19 protein-coding genes are annotated in these 21,752 nt (G+C 66.5%); 16 read left to right on the top strand and 3 right to left on the bottom strand.

The annotated features are described in order from the left end of the window. The first annotated feature begins 427 nt into the window (after positions 1–427). The 5 genes from dnaB (at position 428) to D9V32_RS10235 (ending at position 7,537) form a co-directional block, all read left to right on the top strand. Entirely contained in the window at positions 428–1,801 is a 1,374-nt protein-coding gene (gene dnaB / locus D9V32_RS10215) for a replicative DNA helicase (protein ID WP_121648809.1), read from the top strand. A gap of 189 nt (positions 1,802–1,990) precedes the next feature. Further along, positions 1,991–5,137 carry a carboxypeptidase regulatory-like domain-containing protein gene (locus D9V32_RS10220; RefSeq protein ID WP_183086266.1) on the top strand — a complete coding sequence of 1,049 codons (3,147 nt, stop codon included), beginning with the start codon at positions 1,991–1,993 and terminating at the stop codon, positions 5,135–5,137. Between the two features lie 111 nt (positions 5,138–5,248). After that, positions 5,249–5,923: a DUF308 domain-containing protein gene (locus tag D9V32_RS10225; protein ID WP_121648811.1), complete on the top strand. Its 675-nt coding sequence runs from the start codon at positions 5,249–5,251 to the stop codon at positions 5,921–5,923. Between the two features lie 3 nt (positions 5,924–5,926). Then, positions 5,927–6,355: a hypothetical protein gene (locus D9V32_RS16235; RefSeq protein WP_183086267.1), complete on the top strand. Its 429-nt coding sequence runs from the start codon at positions 5,927–5,929 to the stop codon at positions 6,353–6,355. 117 nt (positions 6,356–6,472) lie between these two features. Then, complete coding sequence (locus D9V32_RS10235) at positions 6,473–7,537, top strand: hypothetical protein (RefSeq protein WP_147440443.1); 1,065 nt, start codon at positions 6,473–6,475, stop codon at positions 7,535–7,537. A 73-nt stretch (positions 7,538–7,610) separates the two neighbouring features. Here D9V32_RS10235 and purB read toward each other — a convergent pair whose 3' ends face one another. Genes purB through D9V32_RS10250 form a run of 3 tightly spaced genes read right to left on the bottom strand, consistent with a single transcriptional unit; the run spans position 7,611 to position 9,910 of the window. Further along, positions 7,611–8,993 carry an adenylosuccinate lyase gene (gene purB, locus D9V32_RS10240; protein ID WP_121648813.1) on the bottom strand — a complete coding sequence of 461 codons (1,383 nt, stop codon included), beginning with the start codon at positions 8,991–8,993 and terminating at the stop codon, positions 7,611–7,613. Continuing rightward, positions 8,990–9,511 (bottom strand): low molecular weight protein-tyrosine-phosphatase, encoded by a 522-nt coding sequence (locus D9V32_RS10245; protein ID WP_245982246.1) that lies wholly within the window; start codon positions 9,509–9,511, stop codon positions 8,990–8,992. Before D9V32_RS10245 ends, purB begins: the two co-directional genes overlap by 4 nt. Positions 9,512–9,514: 3 nt before the next feature. Continuing rightward, positions 9,515–9,910 carry a phage holin family protein gene (locus tag D9V32_RS10250; RefSeq protein WP_121648814.1) on the bottom strand — a complete coding sequence of 132 codons (396 nt, stop codon included), beginning with the start codon at positions 9,908–9,910 and terminating at the stop codon, positions 9,515–9,517. A 102-nt stretch (positions 9,911–10,012) separates the two neighbouring features. On the opposite strand from D9V32_RS10250, the gene D9V32_RS10255 reads away from it, so the two are divergent. From D9V32_RS10255 to D9V32_RS10305, 11 genes are all read left to right on the top strand, one after another. Then, on the top strand, positions 10,013–11,089 hold the full coding sequence (locus D9V32_RS10255) for a histidinol-phosphate transaminase (RefSeq protein WP_121648815.1): 1,077 nt from the start codon (positions 10,013–10,015) through the stop codon (positions 11,087–11,089). 10 nt (positions 11,090–11,099) lie between these two features. Then, a complete protein-coding gene (locus D9V32_RS10260) occupies positions 11,100–12,236 on the top strand; it encodes a thiamine pyrophosphate-dependent dehydrogenase E1 component subunit alpha (protein WP_183086268.1) in 1,137 nt (378 codons plus the stop codon). Next, a complete protein-coding gene (locus D9V32_RS10265) occupies positions 12,233–13,216 on the top strand; it encodes an alpha-ketoacid dehydrogenase subunit beta (protein WP_121648816.1) in 984 nt (327 codons plus the stop codon). The genes D9V32_RS10260 and D9V32_RS10265 overlap by 4 nt, the downstream gene beginning before the upstream one ends. A gap of 11 nt (positions 13,217–13,227) precedes the next feature. Continuing rightward, positions 13,228–14,544 carry a dihydrolipoamide acetyltransferase family protein gene (locus D9V32_RS10270; RefSeq protein WP_121648817.1) on the top strand — a complete coding sequence of 439 codons (1,317 nt, stop codon included), beginning with the start codon at positions 13,228–13,230 and terminating at the stop codon, positions 14,542–14,544. Positions 14,545–15,020: 476 nt separating this feature from the next. Continuing rightward, positions 15,021–16,364: a quaternary amine ABC transporter ATP-binding protein gene (locus D9V32_RS10275; protein ID WP_245982249.1), complete on the top strand. Its 1,344-nt coding sequence runs from the start codon at positions 15,021–15,023 to the stop codon at positions 16,362–16,364. After that, a complete protein-coding gene (locus D9V32_RS10280; RefSeq protein ID WP_245982251.1) occupies positions 16,361–17,269 on the top strand; it encodes an ABC transporter permease in 909 nt (302 codons plus the stop codon). Before D9V32_RS10275 ends, D9V32_RS10280 begins: the two co-directional genes overlap by 4 nt. A gap of 79 nt (positions 17,270–17,348) precedes the next feature. Further along, on the top strand, positions 17,349–18,257 hold the full coding sequence (locus tag D9V32_RS10285) for a glycine betaine ABC transporter substrate-binding protein (RefSeq protein ID WP_121648818.1): 909 nt from the start codon (positions 17,349–17,351) through the stop codon (positions 18,255–18,257). A gap of 147 nt (positions 18,258–18,404) precedes the next feature. Next, positions 18,405–19,412 carry a metal ABC transporter substrate-binding protein gene (locus D9V32_RS10290; RefSeq protein ID WP_121648819.1) on the top strand — a complete coding sequence of 336 codons (1,008 nt, stop codon included), beginning with the start codon at positions 18,405–18,407 and terminating at the stop codon, positions 19,410–19,412. Beyond that, the gene (locus D9V32_RS10295; RefSeq protein ID WP_121648820.1) at positions 19,409–20,269 is read left to right on the top strand and encodes a metal ABC transporter ATP-binding protein; all 861 of its coding nucleotides are present in this window, start codon (positions 19,409–19,411) and stop codon (positions 20,267–20,269) included. Before D9V32_RS10290 ends, D9V32_RS10295 begins: the two co-directional genes overlap by 4 nt. Next, positions 20,266–21,195 carry a metal ABC transporter permease gene (locus D9V32_RS10300; RefSeq protein WP_121648821.1) on the top strand — a complete coding sequence of 310 codons (930 nt, stop codon included), beginning with the start codon at positions 20,266–20,268 and terminating at the stop codon, positions 21,193–21,195. Before D9V32_RS10295 ends, D9V32_RS10300 begins: the two co-directional genes overlap by 4 nt. Positions 21,196–21,244: 49 nt before the next feature. Then, the gene (locus D9V32_RS10305; RefSeq protein ID WP_121648822.1) at positions 21,245–21,649 is read left to right on the top strand and encodes a Fur family transcriptional regulator; all 405 of its coding nucleotides are present in this window, start codon (positions 21,245–21,247) and stop codon (positions 21,647–21,649) included. Positions 21,650–21,752 lie beyond the last annotated feature (103 nt).

Below are 21,752 nucleotides of genomic sequence, written 5' to 3' on the forward strand. Positions count from 1 at the left end.
CTCGCTCCGGGAGACCCCACACATTCACGGCCCCGGATCTTTGATCCGGGGCCGTTTTGTGCACAGTCGGTGTGGATGACGGCAACGTTCATCCACCACTATAAAGAGTTTTTCCCCACAGCCTTGTGGAAGAATTAAAACCCAGGTGAGAGGGCATTTATTGTCCAAACTTTTCATGTTGTCCACAGGTGTTCACACAGGTTGTGCACACGCGTGAGCGAGTTTCCCGCAGATTTTCCACAGAGTTATCCACAGGTGCATTTGTGCATTCTGGGGGTGCTCCCGTAGCGTGGTCGAGGATCCCTCTCGCGGGCCACTATCTGCGGTTACGTCGAGGGAAGGTGTCAGTGGTTCATGGTGAACTGCGACTGCGCAAACCGAAGATGATCTCCTCGGGCAACGCGCGCGGCATAAAAGGAGTTTTTCGGTGTCAATTGCGGATCTAGGCCTCTCAGACCCCGGGCTGGGCGAGGGCTCGCGTGCGGAACGAACCCCGCCGCACGATCTGCTCGCCGAGCAGTCGGCCCTCGGCGGCATGCTCCTGTCAAAGGACGCCGTCGCCGACGTGGTCGAGACCGTCCGCGGTACCGACTTCTACGTGCCCAAGCACGAGATTATCTACGACGCCGTTCTCTCCCTGTACTCGCACGGCGAGCCCACCGACGTGATCGCGGTCACCGATGAACTCATCAAGCAGGGCGAGCTCTCCCGCGCCGGCGGCGCCGACTACCTGCACTCCCTCACCAGCCTCGTGCCCACCGCGGCCAACGCCGGCTACTACGCGAGCATCGTGGCCGAGCGCGCGCTGCTGCGCCGCCTGGTCGAGGCCGGCACCCGCATCGTCCAGATGGGCTATCAGGGCGAGGGCGAGGCGCTTGATCTCGTCAATAACGCCCAGGCCGAAATCTATGCGGTGAACGGCAACGTCGACACCGAAGACTACGTGCCCCTGGCGGATGCCCTGGGTGCGGCCATCGACGAGATGGAGGCCGCGGAGGGCAAGGACGGCCAGATGACCGGTGTGCCCACCGGTTTTGTCGAAATGGACGAACTCACCAACGGGTTCCACCCGGGCCAGCTGATCCTGGTTGCCGCGCGACCCGCGCTCGGTAAGTCCACCCTCGCACTCGACTTCGCGCGCGCCGCGGCCATTGGCCACAACATGCCCGCGATCTTCTTCTCCCTGGAAATGGGCCGCGCCGAGATCGCCATGCGTCTCATGGCCGCCGAGGCCTCGGTTCCCCTGCAGAACATGCGTAAGGGCACCGTTGATCAGCGCGACTGGACCAAGATCGCCTCCACGCGCGGCAAGATCAACGACGCCCCGCTCTACATCGACGACAGCCCCAACATGACCCTCGTTGAGATCCGTGCCAAGTGCCGCCGACTCAAGCAGAAGGTGGGCCTCAAGCTCGTTGTGATCGACTACCTGCAGCTGATGACCTCGGGCAAGCGCGTCGAGAGCCGTCAGCAGGAGGTCTCCGAGTTCTCGCGATCGCTCAAGCTGATGGCTAAGGAACTCCAGGTCCCGGTCATTGCGCTGTCGCAGCTGAACCGTGGGCCCGAGCAGCGTGCCGATAAGAAGCCCGCCATCTCCGACCTCCGTGAGTCCGGATCGCTCGAGCAGGACGCCGACATGGTCATCCTGCTGCACCGTGAGAGCGCGTATGACCGCGACAGCCCCCGTGGTGGGGAGGCCGACCTCATCGTGGCCAAGCACCGTAACGGACCAACCCGAGATGTCGCCGTGGCCTTCCACGGCCACTTCTCCCGCTTCGCGGACCTGGCACCGGGTTCCTAGCAGGGGCGTCGCCTCGGTTTTTCGCGGTATTTTTCCCCCGATTCGGGGGCTACTTCGCCATCATTGCGCGCTGCTACTCTGCGCTTGGCGATGGAAGCGGGTGCCGTGAACCGAGGGGCGTGACCCAGTGGTTTCGGGGTTTTTCTGCGGATGCGTCATCTCGATGTTCATCCGCTCAAAGGAACCGCCATGGGCCCACGTTTACGCTCCCTCACCCTGGGCGGAGTTTCCGCCGCCGTCATCGTTGCCCTGCTCGCAACCCCGGTTTCGGCGCAGCCCCTGCCCGAACCCACCGCGCTGATTGCGCCGCAGTCAGAGAACACGGCCGATCCAGCCGTGACCCTGGAGCCGACCGTGACCTCGGAGCCCTCGGAGCCTTCGGATCCCAAGCTCGTCCTGCCCGGCCAGCCGCGTGCCGCCGTGGGGGCGGCCGCTGCCCCGGGGAGTGAGGTTCCCGCGGGGAAGTGGGCGACGCTGAGCGGGCAGATCATGCTGGGGGACGTACCCTTTGCGAACTCGCCGTTTACGCTCGTGAACCACTGGGCGTTTGAGTCTGGGGAGACTACCCACTGGCGCACGGATGCGCAGGGTAAGTTCAGCGCACGCGTGAGCGCGGGGCTATACGCGGTAAATTACGAGCCGCCCGCCCCGTTCTATACCTCGGCGAACTATGAAGATGCTGTTGAGGTGCGCGCGGGTGCAACCGTTGCCCTGGGCAAGATTCAGGCGAAGCGCGGGGTCGAAATCGGCGGCACCATGACGCTGCCCCCGGGATTCAGCATCGGTGAGATATTCGAGCTCGGCGTTGAAAATGCTGCCGGCACCAATTCCTGGCGGACCACCCAGAGCCGCGTCAACGCGACGACAGTGACCTGGCGTGCGACGGTACCCGCCGGCAAGTACCGCGTAGCGTTCTCACGGGGAGATCGTGATTTCGAACCGCAGTGGTGGAAAAACGCAAAGACCTCCGCGTCGGCAACGCTGGTCACCGTTGTGGCCGGGAAACCCCAGCTGGCGCTGAACGCCACGCTCGCGACCAGAGGCAGCACCCTGAGCGGTCGAGTACTTGATAGCTCCGGGAAACCCGTCGCCGGAGCAGAGGTCTCCGCCAGCGGACCGAACGGAGCAAGTTCCACGGCGCAAACCACCGGAAGTACGGGGGCGTTTATGCTCGCCGGGCTGAGTGCCGGAGCGTGGACCGTGAGCGTGCGAGCGCCATACACCCAGGGCGCATGGTTATCTCGCCCGCAGTGGTACAGCGGGGCCGCGTTCGAAAAGGACGCCACCAAGATTGTCATCGCGAGCGGTGCCCCCACACATCGCACGGGAATTGACATCAAGATGCTCGCTACGGGCAGCGTCTCGGGCACGGTGAGTGTCCGCGGGACCGGCGGGCTGGTTCGTACCCACCTCATCCCGGTCGGCGTTGAACCCGAGCGTGATAACAACTGGGACACCGCAAACTACGGCACCTCGTTCCTGGCGGAGGGGCTCGTGCCGGGCAAATACAACGTGTATTTCTCCGGACCAACGGGGCGGCTTCAGCCGGTACCAGCAACAGATGGCAACCCGCGCACCGTCACGGTCGTGGCGGGAAAGACGGTCTCGCTCAACCTCGTCCTGCGGTTCGGCGGGTTCATCATCGATAGCGGGAATGGTGCGCTGGAGTTTGTCGATGCCGATACGGGTGCGATCGTCGACCGCGCATACATGGACGGCAAGTACGTTTCCGGCACCGTGCTCGCGGGGTCACGAGTAAAGATCCGAGATCGCGACGGTGAACCACGCTACGTTCCGGGCAATACTACCGCCGCGAACGCACGGATATTTACGGTGACCGAGGGCAGTTACCAGCCCGTAAACATTAACAATTCGACTCGCACCTCAATATCCGGCCGGGTGACCGATGCCGGTGGTGCGGCAGTCTCGGGTGCCCAGGTGGAGCTGCACGTGTACCAGGAGTGGGGCGGATACACCACGGAGTTCGCCGCCTACACAGGCCCGGACGGGCGCTATTCGTTCACCGGGCTGCGGGTCACTACCCAGTATCAGGTATTCGTGAGGTCGGAGAACCCGTTGCGTGAGTCGCGCTGGTACGGCGGCAACGGAGGAAACGACGGCTATACCGGAGCCACCGCACTCTGGCCCGCGGATACAACTCCGATCACCGGCGTGAACATCGTGCTGGGTGCCGTGGGTGCGGCGCGCGGCAGCATCAGCGGGTCCGGCAGCGTGGAGGATAGCTATCGCATCTCGGCCGTAGCGGTTGACGGCTCTGGTCGCACCTACTCCACCTGGAGCCCGAGGGTCAAGGATGCGAGCTGGACCCTACCCGGCCTACGACCCGGCGATTACACGCTGCGCATCGAACGGCGGATCCGCGAGGTGACCAGCGTGGTTCTGGAACGAAAGATCACCGTGAAGGCGGGTGCCTGGACGGACACGGGGCAGCTCAGTGAGACCAAACCGGCCATTACCGCGCAGCCGAAGGCCGTGAGCGCCGCGGTGGGGGCTCGCGCCACGCTGAGCGTCACCGCCTCGGGCCCGTCACTGAGTTACCGTTGGCAGCAGCGCGCGGCGGGCAGCTCGGGCTCTGGCGGCTGGAGCGATGTGGCCTACGCCACAGCGCCGACCCTCACCGTGACGCCGAAGAGCGTGGCCGCGGATAACAAGCGCGAGTATCGGGTGATCATCTTCAACGCCGTCGGTTCGGTCACCTCGGCGACCGCGATCCTGACCGTGCCCAAGGCCAAATCCGGGGCAATCACCGTGAAGGCTCCGGCGAAGGCGACGTATGGTTCGCCGGTCGCGGTGCCGGTACAGGTGGCTCGTGCTGCGGGGGCGAAGGCGGATGCCACCGGTACGGTACGCGCCTATTCGGGCACGGCGGAGGTGGCCAAGGCGACCCTCTCCGGCGGAAAGGCCACGCTGAGCGTGCCCGTCAGCGCGCTCGGCGTGGGCACCCGTGCGCTGCGCTTTGCCTACGCCGGCACGGCCGAGGTGGACGGCGTGAGCACCAACGCCTCGATCGTCGTGGCGAAGGCCACCGCGACGGTCACGGGAACGGTACCCGCCACGATCAAGCCGAAGGCACGCCCCGTCATTCCCGTCTCAGTGACCGCGGGGAAGACGCCCGCCACCGGAAAGGTCACCGTGACGTTTGCGCGGAACGGTTCGAAGCCGGTCACCGTCACCGCGAACCTCAGCGCGGGGAAGGCCCAGATCACCACACCGTCTCTCGCCGCCACCGGGAGCTACACGGTCACCGTCGCGTACGCGGGTTCGGGCAACGTGAGCGCGAAAACCCAGCGGGTGGGAACCTTTAGCCTGCGCTAGCGAGAACACCCTACACACGGCGTCCGGAGCCTCCGCTTCGGGCGCCGTGTGTCTCTTCCGGCTGGCGTAGACTGGGTGGGATTGTGTTCATCCTGGAAAAGAGGATAATTCGTGGCCACGCCCGCAGCCATTCACCCCCGTGAAACCCCGCCCGCTCTGCCTTCCGGAAGCTGGCTGGTGCCGCTTTCCCGGGCGGTTATCGCGGCCGTGGTGGCGCTCGTGATCACCTTTTCCAGCGACCACTCCCCCAGCCTCGGCCTCACGGCCTTCGCCGCGTACGCGCTGATCGAGGGTGCGATCCAGCTCGTCTGGGGTGCCCGCAACGTTCCCGCCCGCTTCGGCCGCGGGGCCACTCGCGCACAGGGCGCGATCGGCGTGATCGCCGGTATCCTCGCGCTCATCGTGCTGCTCGCCATCCCGAGCGCGCACCTCGTGGGCCTGCTCGCCCTGGTTGGCGGCTGGGCCCTCATCACCGGTGTGCTGGAGCTCGTGGGCGGCCTGCGTGCGCGTGGCCGGCTGGGCAATGCGCGGGACTGGATCGCCGTGGGCGGGTTTACCCTGCTGCTCGCGATCGCCGTGCTGCTCGTGCGCCCCGAGTTCGTGCACAACTTCGGTGGCGACGGCAAGGTGCCCCCGGGCGTGCTGAACGCCTCCATCATGACCGTCGGCCTCTTCGGCGCCTACGCCGCCATCGTTGCGGCCTACCAGGCCATCGCCGCCCTCTCGCTGAAGTGGGCCCCGACCGAGAAATCGGTCCCCGCAGTTTCCGTCTCGAAAGGCGAATAGATCATGACCTCCGCAGCCGATCAGGAACCCGAAGTCACCCCCACCGCTGACGCCTCGGCAGCCTCCGCCTCCGTAGACCCGGCCGCGATCGCCGCGGGCCTCGCCTCGGCGGATGCCGAGAGCACCGACCCCGCGGTCGTGGCCGCGGCGGCCGCAGCGGCTGCCGCAGCCGCACGGGTGCCCACCCGGCGCGAGATCCTGCGCCCGGTAGAGCTCCTGGTCATCGCCCTCATCTTCGGTGTGTTCACCGGTCTGATCGCGCTGATGGGTTCGCGCGAACCCATGCTCGGGCTCATCCTCGGCGGCGTCGCCTTCATCGTGGGCCTGATCGGTATTGCGATGTTTTCCCTCGCAATCAAGCCGGACGACTTTGAGGCGCGCGATATCCACGCCCAGAACACCGAGGGACGGCAGGGCCCGAAGGCCCACTAGTCCTTCGCGCTGCACGCCCGATAGCCCCGAAACCTTCGTTCGGGGCTATCGCTGTTTCTGCGCTATCGCCGTTTCTGGGCCTGGTCGCGGCACCGACCGCGCGCTACGCTTGCAGCGATGACCGAGCAGATCAGAACACAGGGCACCACGGCTCACCGCGCACGCACGAGACTGCGCCGGGTGTGTGCGGGCGTACTGCTCGCGCTCGGTGCGCTCGTCGCTCCGGTGGCGATCGTGGCGAGCTGGACGGCCACCCAGACCGCGAGCACCGACGCCTTCGTGGATACCTTCGCGCCGCTGCTGGAAACCCCCGAGGTACGGGCGGTGATTTCCGCCGAGGTGAGTTCTGCGGTGGTCGAGGCCGCCGACATCCCGGGGCTCACCGCTCAGGCCTTCGAGGGGGTCGAATCCCTCGGCCTGCCGCCGCGTGCGACCTCCGCACTCGGGGCGCTGCAGGGGGCCGCGGTGGAGGGCATCACCGGGCTGATCGAGCGCACGGTGGATGACGTGATCAACTCCCCCGGCTATGACCGCCTCATCACCGCGGTGCTCAAGAACTCGCACCGTGAGATCGTTGCGGCGCTCTCCGGCAGCGAGAACTCGCTTCTCGCACTGGGGCCGGACGGCAGCCTCGGGGTGCGGCTGGGGCCGATCATCGATTCGGTGCGCGAACGCCTCGTGGATCGCGGCCTGAGCTTCGCCTCGGCCATTCCCAGCGTGGATCGCACCATTGTGCTCGTACAGGCCGATGAGCTCGCCAAGCTCAAGCCCGCCTACGCGGCCCTGCAGGCCGTGGGAGCGTGGCTGGCACCCGTTGCCGCTCTCCTGCTGGTTGCGGGCGTCCTGCTGGCCCCCAGACGCCGTGTGGCGATGCTCTGGGCAGCCGGTGCACTGGCCGGCATCCTTCTTCTCGTAGTGCTCGCGCTGCGTATTGGGGTGGGAACGATTGTTCCGGGCCTGGGCGAAAGCCTCGGATCGGAACCCGCCGCCCGCGAGATCCTGGCCACCCTGACCGAATACATTCGCACCATCTCCGTGACCGTCGCGATCCTGGCGATCGTCACGGGCATCGTGACCTGGGTGACCGGGCCCTGGTCGCCGCCGCGGAGGTTCCGTGCGGCCTGTGCCCGAGGCTTCGCCCGGCTGCGACCAAAGCCGCGCGAGGGTGCGAGCATCAGTTAGCACGCTCACACGCGCACGGCACAAAAATACGGCCCCGGAACGAGGCGTTCCGGGGCCGTACCTTTGTGACCGACTACGGCAGGTAGTCCACCAGGTCGGAGGACAGACCCACGTAGGTGGCCGGGGTCAGCTCGAGCAGGCGGGCCTTTGCCTCATCGCCGATTTCGAGTTCCTGCACAAACGCGATCAGGTCGGCCTGACCAATGCGCTTGCCGCGGGTGAGCTCCTTGAGGAGTGCGTACGGGTCCTCGATCGAGGAGCGGCCGGCGGCCACCTCGGCGCGAATCACGGTCTGGATGGCCTCGCCCAGGATCTCCCAGTTGGAGTCAAGGTCGGCCAGCAGCGCCTCGCGGTTCAGCGAGATCTCGCGCAGGCCGCGGGCCAGGTTGTCGAGGGCGAGCAGCGAGTGGCCGAAGCCCACACCGATGTTGCGCTGCGCGCTCGAGTCGGTGAGGTCGCGCTGCATGCGCGAGGTCACCAGGGTCGCGGCCAGCGAGTCGAGGATTGCGCTCGAAAGCTCGAGGTTGGCCTCGGCGTTCTCGAAGCGGATCGGGTTGATCTTGTGCGGCATAGTCGAGGAGCCGGTGGCTCCGGCCTGCGGGATCTGGGTGAAGTAGCCCATCGAGATGTAGGTCCAGATGTCCGTCGCGAGGTTGTGCAGCACGCGGTTGGCGTGAGACACCTTGCCGTACAGCTCGGCCTGCCAGTCGTGCGACTCGATCTGGGTGGTCAGCGGGTTCCAGGTGAGGCCGAGGCCCTCCACGAACTCCTTCGACAGCGCCGGCCAGTTGGCCTCGGGCTCGGCCACCACGTGGGCGGAGAAGGTGCCGGTGGCACCCGAGAACTTACCGAGGTACTCGGTCTGCTGCACCTGGGTCACGATGCGCTCCAGACGCCAGGCGGTCACGGCGAGCTCGCGGCCCATGGTGCTCGGGGTCGCCGGCTGACCGTGGGTGTGCGAGAGCATCGCGGCATCGCGGTGCTCGTGGGCCAGATCGCGCAGGATGTCGATCACGCGGCGCAGCGCGGGCAGCCAGACCTCCTGCACGGCGGCCGACACGGTGAGCGCGTAGGAGAGGTTGTTGATGTCCTCGCTGGTGCAGGCGAAGTGGGTCAGCTCGGCGATGGCGTCGAGGCCCAGCTCGCTCAGGCGGTGACGCACCAGGTACTCCACGGCCTTGACGTCGTGACGGGTCACGGCCTCCTTCTCGGCGAGCCAGTCGATGTCGGCCTGCGAGAACTCGGAGTACAGGGCGCGCAGCGAGCGGGTCTGGTCGTCGGTCAGCGGGGCGGTACCAAACGCGCCACGGCCGGTCAGGGCGATCAGCCACTCGACCTCAACCTGCACGCGGGCACGGTTCAAACCGGCCTCGCTCAGGTATTCACCGAGACCACTCACGGCGGCCTGGTAGCGGCCATCGAGCGGGCTCAGGGGCTGGATCGGAAGAGAGGTCATCGGGAGGCTCCTGATCGGATTGCGGGTTGTATTTGGCGAAAGAGTTGTTCGCACGCCTTCCTAATCATGACAAAAACCGCGTCAAACACCGCATCGTCCGCATAGTAGGGGTCGGGAACATCGCGCAAATGTGCCTGCGCGGGATCAAAACTCAGCAGGAGAGACACCCGGTCGGCGTCCTCATCGGTGGTCGCGCCGGCGCGCAAAACGCGCTCATGGCTGCGATCCAGGGCCACCAAAAGGTCGAATTCCTCGTAGTGTTCGGGCTGAAACTTGCGGGCGCGGTGGGCGCTGCCGTCAAAACCGTGCCGCGCGAGCGCCGCCGTGGTGCGCGGATCGGCGTGCTCGCCGACGTGCCAGTCCCCGGTGCCGGTTGAAATTATGCGCAGCGAGGAACCGAGCCCCGCCTCCTCCGCGAGGGAGCGCATGATGACCTCGGCCATCGGGGAACGGCAAATATTTCCCGAACACACAAAGTTGATCGCATACGGCTGCGCGACGGTGTCCGGGGTGTCCACGGTCTAGCGGCGTCCGAGCTGGGGGCGCAGAATGGCGCCGATGATGGCGTTGATGATCGAGATCACCACGGCACCGAGAATGGCCCAGCCGAGGTTTTCGACGCGCAGTCCGAATCCGAACCACTCGGTGACCGATGCCACCACGAGCAGGAGAGCGCCGTTGATCACAAACGAAATCAACCCGAGGGTGAGCACGTAGAGCGGGATCGCGACGATTTTCACGATGGTGCCGAGGATGCCGTTGACGAGCGCAAAGACGAACGCAACCGCCAGATAGCTGAGCCCGATCTGCCACCACTCGTCATCGGCGAAGGGGCGCACGGTAACCCCGCTCAGGAGCAGAGTGGTGAGCCAGATCGCGATCGCGTTGGAAATAAGACGCAGGAAAAACTTACCCATACGCTCCACTATCGCAGTTCTTTCGGCGCGTCGCACTACATTCCAGCGGCGGTATCGGCGGATGCATAGACTTTGGTGGTGGATACCGTACAACGAACATCTGTGAAGCTGAGGCCGGAGATCCTGGCCTCGCCGGTTTACCGGCAGGGGCGCGCCGCCGGCGCGGACGCCTTTAAGCTTTCCAGCAACGAAAATCCCTTCCCGCCGCTGCCCGCCGTTCTGGCGGCGATCACGGCCGAGTTGGAGATCAACCGCTACCCCGACGCCACCGCCGCCGCGCTGCGCGGCACGCTGGCCGCGCGACTCGGGACCACCGCGGACGAGGTCATCATCGGCTCCGGCTCGGTGGCGCTCCTGCAGCAGTTCATCCTCGCGGCCGCGGGCCCGGGCGATGAGGTGGCCTACTCCTGGCGCTCGTTCGAGGCCTACCCGACCATGGTGACCGTGGCCGGTGCCACCTCGGTGCCGGTGCCGAACCGCGCCGATGGCGGGCACGATCTGCCCGCGCTGGCCGACGCGATCACACCGCGCACCCGCGTCGTGATCGTCTGCAGCCCCAACAACCCCACCGGCGTCACCGTGACCGCGGAGGAGTTCACCGCGTTCATGGAGACCGTGCCGAGCGACCTGCTCGTGCTGCTGGACGAGGCCTACGCCGAGTTCGTGCGCGAGCCCGAGGCCGTCGACGGCCGCGAGCTGATCGGCCGCTACCCGAACCTCGTGATCCTGCGCACCTTCTCCAAGGCCTACGGCCTGGCGGGTCTGCGCGTGGGCTGGGCCACCGGCCCCGAGGCCATCCTCGATGCCGCCCGCGCGACCGCGATCCCGCTGTCCGTGACCGGGCTCGCCCAGGTGGCCGCTGAGGCCTCCCTCGAGGCAGAGGCCGAGCTGCTGGAGCGCGTGGAGAAGATCACCGTGCGCCGCACCGCGTTTATTGACGCGCTACGTGCCCAGGGCTGGAACATCCCCGCGAGCGAGTCGAACTTCATCTGGCTGGCACTCGGCGACCACACCCTGCGTGCGGCCGAGCGTTTCTTCGACGCCGGCCTGGTCACCCGCCCCTTCGCCGGCGACGGCGTGCGCATCAGCATCGGCGAGGAGGAGTCCCTCACCCCGCTCCTCACCGTCGCGCAGGAAATTCTGACCGAGCTGCCCACCGGGCACCCGGCACGAGCATAGGGAGAACCCCATGACACTTCACATCGATTCGGCCGAAGAGCCGGTCCGCTTCCTCAGCCCCGATGGCACGTTCGCGCCGACCCCGGCCGCCGAACCCTTCCTCGCGCGCCTGGACGCCCTGAGTGACGCCGACCACGAGCGCTTCTACCGCGACATGGTCTCGGTGCGCGCATTCGACCGCGAGGCCACCAACCTGCAGCGTCAGGGCGAGATGGCCCTGTTCCCGCCGAGCGAGGGCCAGGAGGGTGCGCAGGTCGGTTCGGCCCACGCCGCCCGCCCGCAGGACCACATCTTCCCCTCCTACCGCGAGCACGTCGTGGGCATGATCCGCGGGGTTGACCCGGTGGGCATCCTCAGCCTGATGCGTGGCGTGACCCTCGGCGGCTGGGATCCCACCGACCCGAAGAACGGCAACTTCCACCTCTACACGCTGGTGCTCGGCTCGCAGACCCTGCACGCCACCGGCTACGCGATGGGCCAGCTCTTCGACGGTGCCAGCGGCACCGGCAACGTCGAAACCGATGAGGCCACCATGGTTTACTTCGGCGACGGCTCGACCTCGGAGGGTGACGTCAGCGAGGCGCTCGTGTTTGCCGCGAGCCACCAGACCCCGCAGGTCTTCTTCCTGCAGAACAACCAGTGGGCCATCTCGGTGCCGGTTTCGGTGCAGTCGCGCACCCCGCTGTACAAGCGCGGTGCGGGCTTCGGTCTGCCCAGCGTGCAGATCGACGGAAACGACGTACTCGCAAGCTATGCGGTTACCTCACAGTTCCTCGACGAGGCCCGCACGGGCCAGGGCCCGCGCTTCATCGAGGCACTGACCTACCGCATGGGTGCCCACACCACGAGCGATGACCCCACCAAGTACCGCACCGATCAGGAGCGGGCCGAGTGGGGCACGCGCGACCCGATTATTCGGTTCGAGGCCTACCTGCGTGCCCGCGGTGCCGCCGAATCGCTGTTCACCAGCGCCGCCGAGGATGCCCGCGATCTCTGCGCCGACGTGCGCACCCGCACCCTCGCGCTGGAAGCACCGGATAAGAACACCATTTTTGACCACGTCTACACGGACGAACATCCGCGCATGCAGGAGCAGTCCGACTGGCTGAACCGGTATGAGGAATCGATGACGGAGGAAGCCCGATGAGCGAGCTCGTAACCATGCCGATGGCGAAGGCCCTGAACGCGGGCCTGCGCGCGGCGCTCGCCGCGGACGAGAAGGTCCTGCTGATGGGCGAGGACATCGGCCCGCTCGGCGGCGTCTTCCGCATCACCGAGGGCCTGCAGGCCGAGTTCGGGCCGCGCCGGGTGCAGGACACCCCGCTGGCCGAGTCTGGCATCGTGGGGACCGCGATCGGCCTCGCGATGCGCGGCTACCGCCCGGTGTGCGAGATCCAGTTCGACGGCTTCATCTACCCGGCCTTCGACCAGATCGTCTCGCAGCTGGCCAAGCAGACCAACCGTCACGGCGGCGCCGTGTCGATGCCGGTCGTGATCCGGGTGCCCTACGGCGGGCACATCGGCGCCGTGGAGCACCACCAGGAGAGCCCGGAGGCGTACTTCGCGCACACCGCCGGCCTGCGCGTGGTCAGCCCGTCTACCCCGAACGATGCCTACTGGATGATCCAGGAGGCAATTCAGAGCAACGACCCGGTGCTGTTCTTCGAGCCCAAGAGCCGCTACTGGCCCAAGGGCGAGGTGAACCTCTCCGAGTCGCAGCTGGGGCTGCACCAGAGCCGGATCGCCCGCGAGGGTACCGACGTGACCCTGATCGGTCACGGTGCCATGGTGTCCACCCTGCTGCAGGCAGCCGAGGTGGCCGCCGGCGAGGGCATCAGTATCGAGGTTGTGGACCTCCGCTCGATCTCCCCGATCGACTATGCGCCCCTACTGGACAGCGCCCGCAAGACCGGCCGCGTCGTGGTGGCCCAGGAGGCCCCCGAAAACGCCTCGGTGGGCTCGGAGATCGCCGCAACCCTGGCCGAGAAGGCGTTCTACTCGCTCGAGGCCCCCGTGCTGCGGGTGTCGGGGTTTGATACCCCGTTCCCTGCTGCGAAACTTGAAGGACTGTACCTGCCCGATGCCGACCGCGTACTCGACGCGGTGGACCGGGCCCTGGCGTACTAGAAGGAGACGAGATGAGCGAGCAGAGCTTTCCCCTGCCGGACGTAGGCGAGGGCCTCACCGAGGCCGAGATCGTCTCCTGGAAGGTTGCCCCGGGCGACCGCGTGGAGATCAACGACACCCTGGTTGAAATCGAGACCGCGAAGTCCCTGGTTGAGCTGCCCTCCCCGTTTGCGGGCACCGTCACCGAGATCCTGGTGGCCGAGGGCACCACGGTGGATGTGGGCACCCCGATCGTGACCGTGACCGACGGTGCGGCCGCCCCCGTGGCCGCTCCCGCACCGGCCACCGATGACGCGGTGGCCGAGGCCGCCGCCGACACCCAGGCCACCATCGCGGCCGAGCCCGAGGGCTCGGGTTCGGTACTGGTGGGCTATGGATCGGCCGGCGCCGTGAAGTCGCGTCGCCGCGGCCGCCCGACCCCGTCCTCGGCCCCGGTACCGCCGCCGAGCGTGCCCGCGGCCGCCGCCAGCCCGATCATCGCGAAGCCGCCGATTCGGAAGCTCGCGAAGGACCTCGGCGTGGACCTCTCCGCGGTCCAGGGCACCGGACTGGTGGGCGAGATCACCCGCGATGATGTGGTGCGCTCGGCCGGTCAGGCCAGCGTGTTCCGCAACATCGAGACGCCCGCCTGGGCCCCCGAGCGCGAGGAGCGCATCCCGGTCAAGGGCATGCGTAAGGCCATCGCGCAGGCGATGGTGCAGAGCGCGTTCACGGCGCCGCACGTGAGCGTGTTCGTGGACGTGGACGCCACCCGCACGATGGAGTTCGTGAAGCGCCTGAAGGCCTCCCCCGACTTTGCCGGTGTGAAGGTCTCTCCGCTGCTGATCATGGCCCGCGCCATCATCTGGGCCGTGCGCCGCAACCCGATGGTCAACGCCACCTGGACCGAGAACGAGATCATCGTCCGCCACTACGTGAACCTCGGCATCGCCGCGGCCACCCCGCGCGGTCTGATCGTTCCGAACGTCAAGGAGGCACAGGGGATGTCGCTGCTCGAGCTCGCCAAGTCGCTCGAACAGCTCACCCTGACCGCGCGTGACGGCAAGACCACCCCGGCGGACATGCAGGACGGCACGATTACGATCACCAACATCGGCGTGTTTGGCATGGACACCGGAACCCCGATCCTGAACCCGGGCGAGGTCGGCATCGTTGCGCTCGGCACGATCAAGCAGAAGCCCTGGGTTGTGGATGGCGAGGTGCGTCCGCGCTTCGTGACCACCATCGGTGGCTCCTTCGATCACCGCGTGGTGGATGGCGACGTTGTCTCCCGGTTCATCGCCGACGTGGCCTCGATTATCGAGGAGCCCGCGCTGCTGCTCGACTAGGGTTTCCCACCCGCACACCCCCGGGTTGTCTGTGAGACAACATGCCCGGGGGTGTGTGCGTTTGGCGGCACTTGTATGGATGTGATGTAACGTTCCGGTAACGGTCCGATTATTGTGCCTTCACCTGGACTTTCATTCACGGGTTCTCGGCTCAGTGTGGCGTTTGCGGCGTGATCTAAGGGTTCTCGATTGGCAACTCGCGCCCGAGGTTGTTAGCGTTGATGACGGACAAAGAGTCCGCAACGAGCCCGCGACCGGTAGACACTTTCTGTGGAGGTGTGAGCCGGGCGTATGGTCAGTCGCGCCGGAGGCGGTCCCATGATCGCTCCGGGTATGCCACCCTTCGCCACCCGAAAACCACCGATGTTCGGGGAGGCTTGAGTACGGGGGTATGCCGGGCGTGGAAGACCCGGACGTAAGAGCGAGTGTCACCTGGCCGCTGGCGGAAACGTCGCCCGGGTGACCGGAAAACTGCTGTGTCACATAACTTTGCCGTGGAGGCATCGAGCCTCTACAAAATCTTTGGAAAAAAGCCGCGCGAAGCCCTGAACCGGATGCGTTCCGGGGCGTCCCGCGACGAGATCGCCGCGCTGGGAACCGCGGCCGTGATCGACGCCTCGTTCGAGGTGCTGCCCGGAGAGATCTTCGTGGTGATGGGCCTCAGTGGTTCGGGGAAATCCACCCTGATCCGTATGCTGAACGGCCTCTTGGAGCCCACCTCGGGTTCCGTACGGGTCATGGGTAGTGAGATTGCCGGAATTCCGGCACCCAAACTGCGCGATATTCGGCGAAAGTCGGTCTCCATGGTCTTTCAGCACTTCGCGCTGCTGCCCCACCGCACGGTGCTCGATAACGCCGCCTACGCGCTGGAGATCCAGGGCATGCCCGCCGCGGAGCGCCGAGAGCGCACCATGAAGATCCTCGATCGGGTGGGTCTTGCGGGCTGGGAGCACAAGCTCCCCGGTCAGCTCTCGGGCGGAATGCAGCAGCGAGTGGGCCTCGCCCGCGCACTCGCCGCCGACACCGACGTGCTGCTGATGGACGAGGCTTTTTCGGCCCTCGACCCGCTGATCCGCCGAGAAATGCAGGAGCAGCTCGTTGACCTCCAGCGCGAGCTTGGCAAGACCATCATCTTCATCACCCACGACCTGAACGAGGCCATGTTCCTCGGTGACCGCATCGCCGTGATGCGCGACGGTCGCATCGTGCAGGTCGGCACCCCGGATGAGATCCTGACCGACCCCGCCAACGACTACGTCGCGCAGTTCGTGCACGACGTAGACCGCGCCCGGGTGCTCACCGCCGAGGGCGTGATGGAGGCCCCGCACGCGGTGGTCCAGCTCTCCGCCGGCCCCCGAGCCGCGCTCCGCGTGATGCGGGATGCCCAGACCTCCACCGTGTTTGTGCTCGGCCCGGGACGCACCCTGCTCGGTGTCGTGCGCGATGCCGACGTGCTGAACCTCGTACGCTCGGGCGCGCGGGACCTCTCCCCCGCCCTGCAGCAGGCCGCGGCCACGGTGACCCGTGACGCGCTGCTGATTGACCTCTTCGAGCCCGCCGCCGAGAGTCCGCTGCCGGTCGCGGTGGTTGATGATCAGAATCGCCTGGTCGGTACCGTCCCGAGGGTCACGCTGCTCGCAGCGCTCGCAAACGTCCAGCCGGTGATCACCGCGGAAAACGCGATTATTGCCCCGGCCACCGTGCCCGTTGAGGTCATTACCGAGACCCTGCGCGCCACCGGCGGGCCGGATAATGTCCCCACAAGAACCCCGGGTGATGCGCCCGGATCCGCACGCACGAACACGGGAGGTCGCGCATGATCGCCGTGATGAACGCGGGCTGGGACCGCTTCCTCGACACCGGCCGCATTCCGCTGGGTAAGTGGGTGGAGTCCGTAGAGACCTTCGTCACCACGAACCTCTCGGGCCTGTTTGACGTGATTCGCGCGGTGTTCAAGGGCCTGTACGACGCCGTGGACACCGTGTTTGCGGGGCCGCCCTTCTGGGTCATGATCCTGATCCTCGTGCTCGCGGGCCTCTGGGTGCGCGGCTGGAAGTTTGCCCTCGGAACCCTCGCCGGGCTCCTGCTCGTGGTGGGTGTCTCGCAGTGGGAAAACGCGATGCACACGCTCGCGCTCGTCATCGTGGCGAGCCTCATCGCGCTGATCATCGCGCTGCCGCTGGGTATCCTGACCGCCCGTTCGGATACCGCCTCGGCGATCGTCCGCCCGGTGTTGGACTTCCTCCAGACCATGCCCGCGTTCGTGTACCTGATCCCCGCCCTCGTGCTGTTCCGGGTGGGTGTGGTGCCGGGAATCGTCGCCACCATCATGTTTGCGCTGGCCCCGGGGGTGCGCTTCACCGAGCTGGGTATTCGTGGCGTGGACCGCGAGGTGGTCGAGGCCGGCCACGCCTTCGGTGCCTCCCCCGGACGCATCCTGCGCCAGATTCAGCTGCCGCTCGCGATGCCGACCATCATGGCCGGCGTGAACCAGGTCATCATGCTCTCGCTCTCGATGGTGGTGATCGCCGGGATGGTGGGGGCCGAGGGCCTCGGCACCGACGTGGTTTCGGGCCTGACCCAGCTCAATACGGGGCTCGGCGTCGAGGCGGGTATCAGCGTCGTGATTCTCGCCGTCTATCTCGACCGGATGACCGCCGCACTGGCGAAGCCCCGGCAGCGCCGATTCCTCGCGAAGCGCACAGCGGCGGCCTCCGCCGCCTAGATCGCAACACAGCAACAGCGCAACAACTCATTTCGATACGTGAGCGGTGACCGAGACGTCGCCGCCGAAGGGAACGATTATGTCCAAGATTCGAAACACCGCACCCCGTCGCCTGCTCACCGCGGGCGCCCTCCTCACCGCCGGCGCCCTGACGCTCGCGGGCTGCTCCTCGAGCGCCACCCCCGCCGAAACGCTCGATAACGGCGACCAGAAGACCCTCAACGTTGCCGTATTCAATGGCTGGGATGAGGGGATTGCCGCGAGTGAGCTGTGGAAGGCCGTGCTGGAGGATGAGGGCTACAGCGTCAAGCTGACCTACGCCGACGTGGCTCCGGTCTACACCGGTATCTCCGATGGCGACTACGATCTGCTGCTCGACAGCTGGCTGCCGACCACCCACAAGGACCAGTTCGATCGGTTCGGCGATAGGCTCGTGGATCTCGGCTCCTGGTACGACAACGCGAAGCTCACGATCGCGGTAAATGAGGACGCCCCGATTACCACGATCGAGGAGCTCAAGGAGAATGCCGATAAGTTCGGCAACCGCATCGTCGGTATCGAGGCCGGGGCCGGCCTGACCAAGCAGGTGCAGAACAATGTGTTCCCCGACTATGAGATTGGCGACGAGCTCAAGCTCGTGACCTCCTCGACCCCGGCGATGCTGGGTGAGCTGAAGGCGGCCACGGCCAAGGGCGAGAACATCGCCGTGACCCTGTGGCAGCCGCACTGGGCGTATGACGCCTTCCCGGTGCGCGACCTTGAGGATCCGAAGAACTCGCTCGGCACGGCCGAGAGCGTGCACTCGGTGGGAAGCACCACGTTTAAGGAGAAGTTCCCGTCGCTTGAGAAGCGGATTCGCGCCTTCTCGATGGATGACGAGACCCTCGCCTCGCTCGAGAACGCACTCTTCAACGATCGCGATGGCGACCTGCAGGAGCTCGTGCGCTCGTGGATGGCCGACAACAAGGAGTATGTGGACTCCCTGTAGCCTCCGCGCGAGAATTTCGGTTTTCGCCCGTAAATTCGCCGTGCGTGCCCCGGAATTTCGGTGGTGCGCACGGCGTTTTTGGTGGAGGAAACGCGTCCAGAATCGCCCGTGTTGAGAACGGTTATCATTACTGATAACGTTTCTCATATGAAGAAACGACTCCTCGCCCCCCTCGTCGCGCTGCCGGCGCTCGCCCTGGTCCTCAGCGGCTGCTCCGCCCCGGGCAACGCCGAAGCCTCCGGTGACTCCACCGCACCGCTCACGGTCGTGGCCAGCACTAGCGTGTACGGCTCGATCGCCCAGGCGATCCTCGGCGATCACGGCACCGTGACCAGCCTGATCAGCTCCGTTGCGCAGGACCCGCACAGCTATGAGGCCACCGCGCAGGACTCCCTCGCAATCTCGAAGGCCGACGTCGTGATCAAGAACGGCGGCGGATACGACGACTTCATGAACACCCTGCTGGATGCCCACAAGGGCAACGGCCCGAAGGTCGTCGACGCGGCCGAGGCCTCCGGCCTGCTGCCCGGTCACGAGGCGCACGATCACGACCACGACGCCGAGACGGCCGCCCCCGATGACTCCTCGAAGGAGGCCGCGAAGGACCACGACGAGCACAACCACGTCGAGGGCTTCAACGAGCACGTCTGGTACAGCTTTGAGGGCGTCAAGAACGTCGCCCACGACCTGACCCACGTCCTCGGCGACGCCCGCCCGGCCGAGGCCGACGCCTTCCACAAGAACTACGACACCTTCGCCGCAAAGCTCGATGAGCTCACCACGCGCGTGGAGGCCCTGAAGCCCGAGCTGAACGGCAAAAACGCCGCGATCACCGAGCCCGTGCCGATGTACCTGCTGGATGCCGCGGGTATGAACAACGTGACCCCCGCCGAGTACAGCGAGGCCATCGAGGAGGGTACCGACGTGTCACCCGCCGTCATGCAGGCCACGCTCCAGGCGGTCGGTGCGGGGGATGTGCTCCTGCTCGCCTACAATGATCAGACCAGTGGCCCCGAGACCGAACAGGTCCGTAAGGCCGCCGAGGCCGCGGGCGTCGCGGTGGTGGACTTCACCGAGACCCTGCCCAACAACAAGGACTACGTGAGCTGGATGCAGGACAACATCGACAACCTCGCAAAGGTCGCCAAGAAGTGACCGGCGCACCGGACGCATCCGCGGCCGCACACGAACACGGCCACCCGGATGCTCCGGTGCTCCGCCTGCGCGACGCCCGCCTCGGTTTTGGCGGGCGTACGCTCTGGGATCACCTCTCCCTCGACGTGTGCCGCGGTGAGTTCCTCGCGGTTCTCGGGCCCAACGGCTCGGGGAAGTCGAGCCTGCTGCGCACGATTCTCGGCCAGCAGGATCTCACCGCCGGCACCATCGAGTTCCGCGGCGATGACGTGCGCCGCGGTGACCGCCGCATCGGCTACATTCCGCAGCAGAAGATGATTCCGCCGGGCACCCCGATGCGGGCGCGTGATCTCGTGGCTCTCGGCGTCAACGGGCACCGTTTTGGGCTGCCCCTCCCCCGCCGCGGAGAACGCGAGCGGGTGGACGAGCTGCTCGAGTCCGTGGGGGCCTCGCACTACGCGAATGCCCCGGTGGGGACGCTCTCCGGCGGCGAGCAGCAGCGACTCCGGGTGGGCCAGGCGCTCGCCGGAGACCCGGATCTCCTGCTCTGCGATGAGCCCCTGCTGAGCCTCGACCTCAACCATCAGCGCGAGGTCTCCGAACTCATTGACCGGCGCCGCCGCACCCACGGCACCCCCGTGGTGTTTGTGACCCACGATGTGAACCCCGTGCTCGGCATGGTGGATCGCATCCTCTACCTCGCGGGTGGGCAGTTCCGCGAGGGCACCCCGGATGAGGTGCTGCGCAGCGACGTGCTGAGCGAGCTGTACCAGACCCCGGTGGAGGTGTTCCGCTCCCGTGGCCGCGTCGTGGTGATGGGCCTGCCGGACACCCACGACCACCACCCGCACGACGACACGACCGAGGCTTCCCGATGACCACCGCGCTCGCCCCCCTGATTTTGACCGCCGCGGCCGGCGGCGGGGATGACCTCTGGTCGCGGATGTTCTCCTTTGCGAACTACGGCGAACTCCTCCAGCTGGTGCAGAACTCCGTCATCGCCGGTGCCGTGCTCGGTATCGTTGGCGGCCTGATCGGTGTCTTTGTGATGCAGCGCGATATGGCCTTCGCGGTGCACGGCATCAGTGAGCTCTCGTTCGCCGGGGCCGCGGCCGCCCTGCTGCTGGGCGTCAACGTGGTGGCGGGTTCGCTCGTGGGCTCGCTCATCGCGGCCATCATCATCGGCGTGATGGGTTCCCGGGCGCGCGATCGCAACTCGATCATCGGCGTCCTGATGCCGTTTGGTCTGGGTCTTGGAATCCTGTTCCTCGCGCTCTACCAGGGGCGCACGGCCAATAAGTTTGGTCTGCTCACCGGGCAGATCGTCTCGGTGGATGACCCGCAGCTGCTCTGGCTGATCGTGATCAGCCTCGTGGTGCTGCTGGGCCTCGGCCTCATCTGGCGCCCGCTGAGCTTTGACTCGCTGGATGCCGACGTGGCCGCCGCGCGCGGGGTGCCCACTCGGGCCGTCTCGCTGGTGTTCATGGTGCTGCTCGGCCTGATGGTTGCAGTTTCGGTGCAGATTATTGGTGCGCTGCTGGTGCTCGCGCTGCTGGTGACCCCGGCGGCGGCCGCGATGCGGGTGTCGGCATCACCCATTCTCGTGCCGATTCTGAGCATGCTGTTTGGCTTTGTCTCGGCCGTAGGGGGTATCCTGCTGGCACTGGGTGGTTCGCTTCCGATCAGCCCGTACATCACCACGATTTCGTTCGCGATCTACCTGGTGTGTCGGATTATCGAGGCGCGCCGCACGCGGACACGGTCGTTCCGCAGCGCCGGCACTACTGCCGGAGTGGCGGCCTAACGGGGTCGCTGGAAGGCGTCCGAACGGACGCAGACAGGTGAGGGAAAGCATGGCAATTCGGCGAAATACCTGGCAGCGTGAGGCTGTGCGGGAGGCGCTTGAACGCTCCGAAGGCTTTATCAGCGCGCAGGCGCTGCACACCGAGCTGCACCGTACCGGCTCCCCCATTGGCCTGGCCACCGTCTATCGCGCCCTCGCGGATCTCAGCACCGAGGGCGAGGCGGATTCCCTCCAGTCCCCGGAGGGTGAGGCCATCTACCGCTCCTGCGCGAGCATCGATCATCACCACCACCTGATCTGCCGCCAGTGCGGTACCACCGCCGAGATCGAGGCCACCGAGGTCGAGGCGTGGGCCTCCCGCGTGGCCGCCGAACACGGCTTCACCGAGGCGCGTCACGTCGTCGACATCTTCGGCCTATGCGCCGACTGCACCGCCGCGGCGGCGCGCGCCTAGCGCTCCCCGCACACACGAGTGGGCACCCGGCCGGTTGGCGCGGGTGCCCACTGTTGTGTGTTTTTTCCGTGGTTACTCGTCGATCCAGGCGGCTCCGAAGATC

The organism is Mycetocola tolaasinivorans (assembly GCF_003667565.1).
GTDB lineage: Bacteria > Actinomycetota > Actinomycetes > Actinomycetales > Microbacteriaceae > Mycetocola > Mycetocola tolaasinivorans.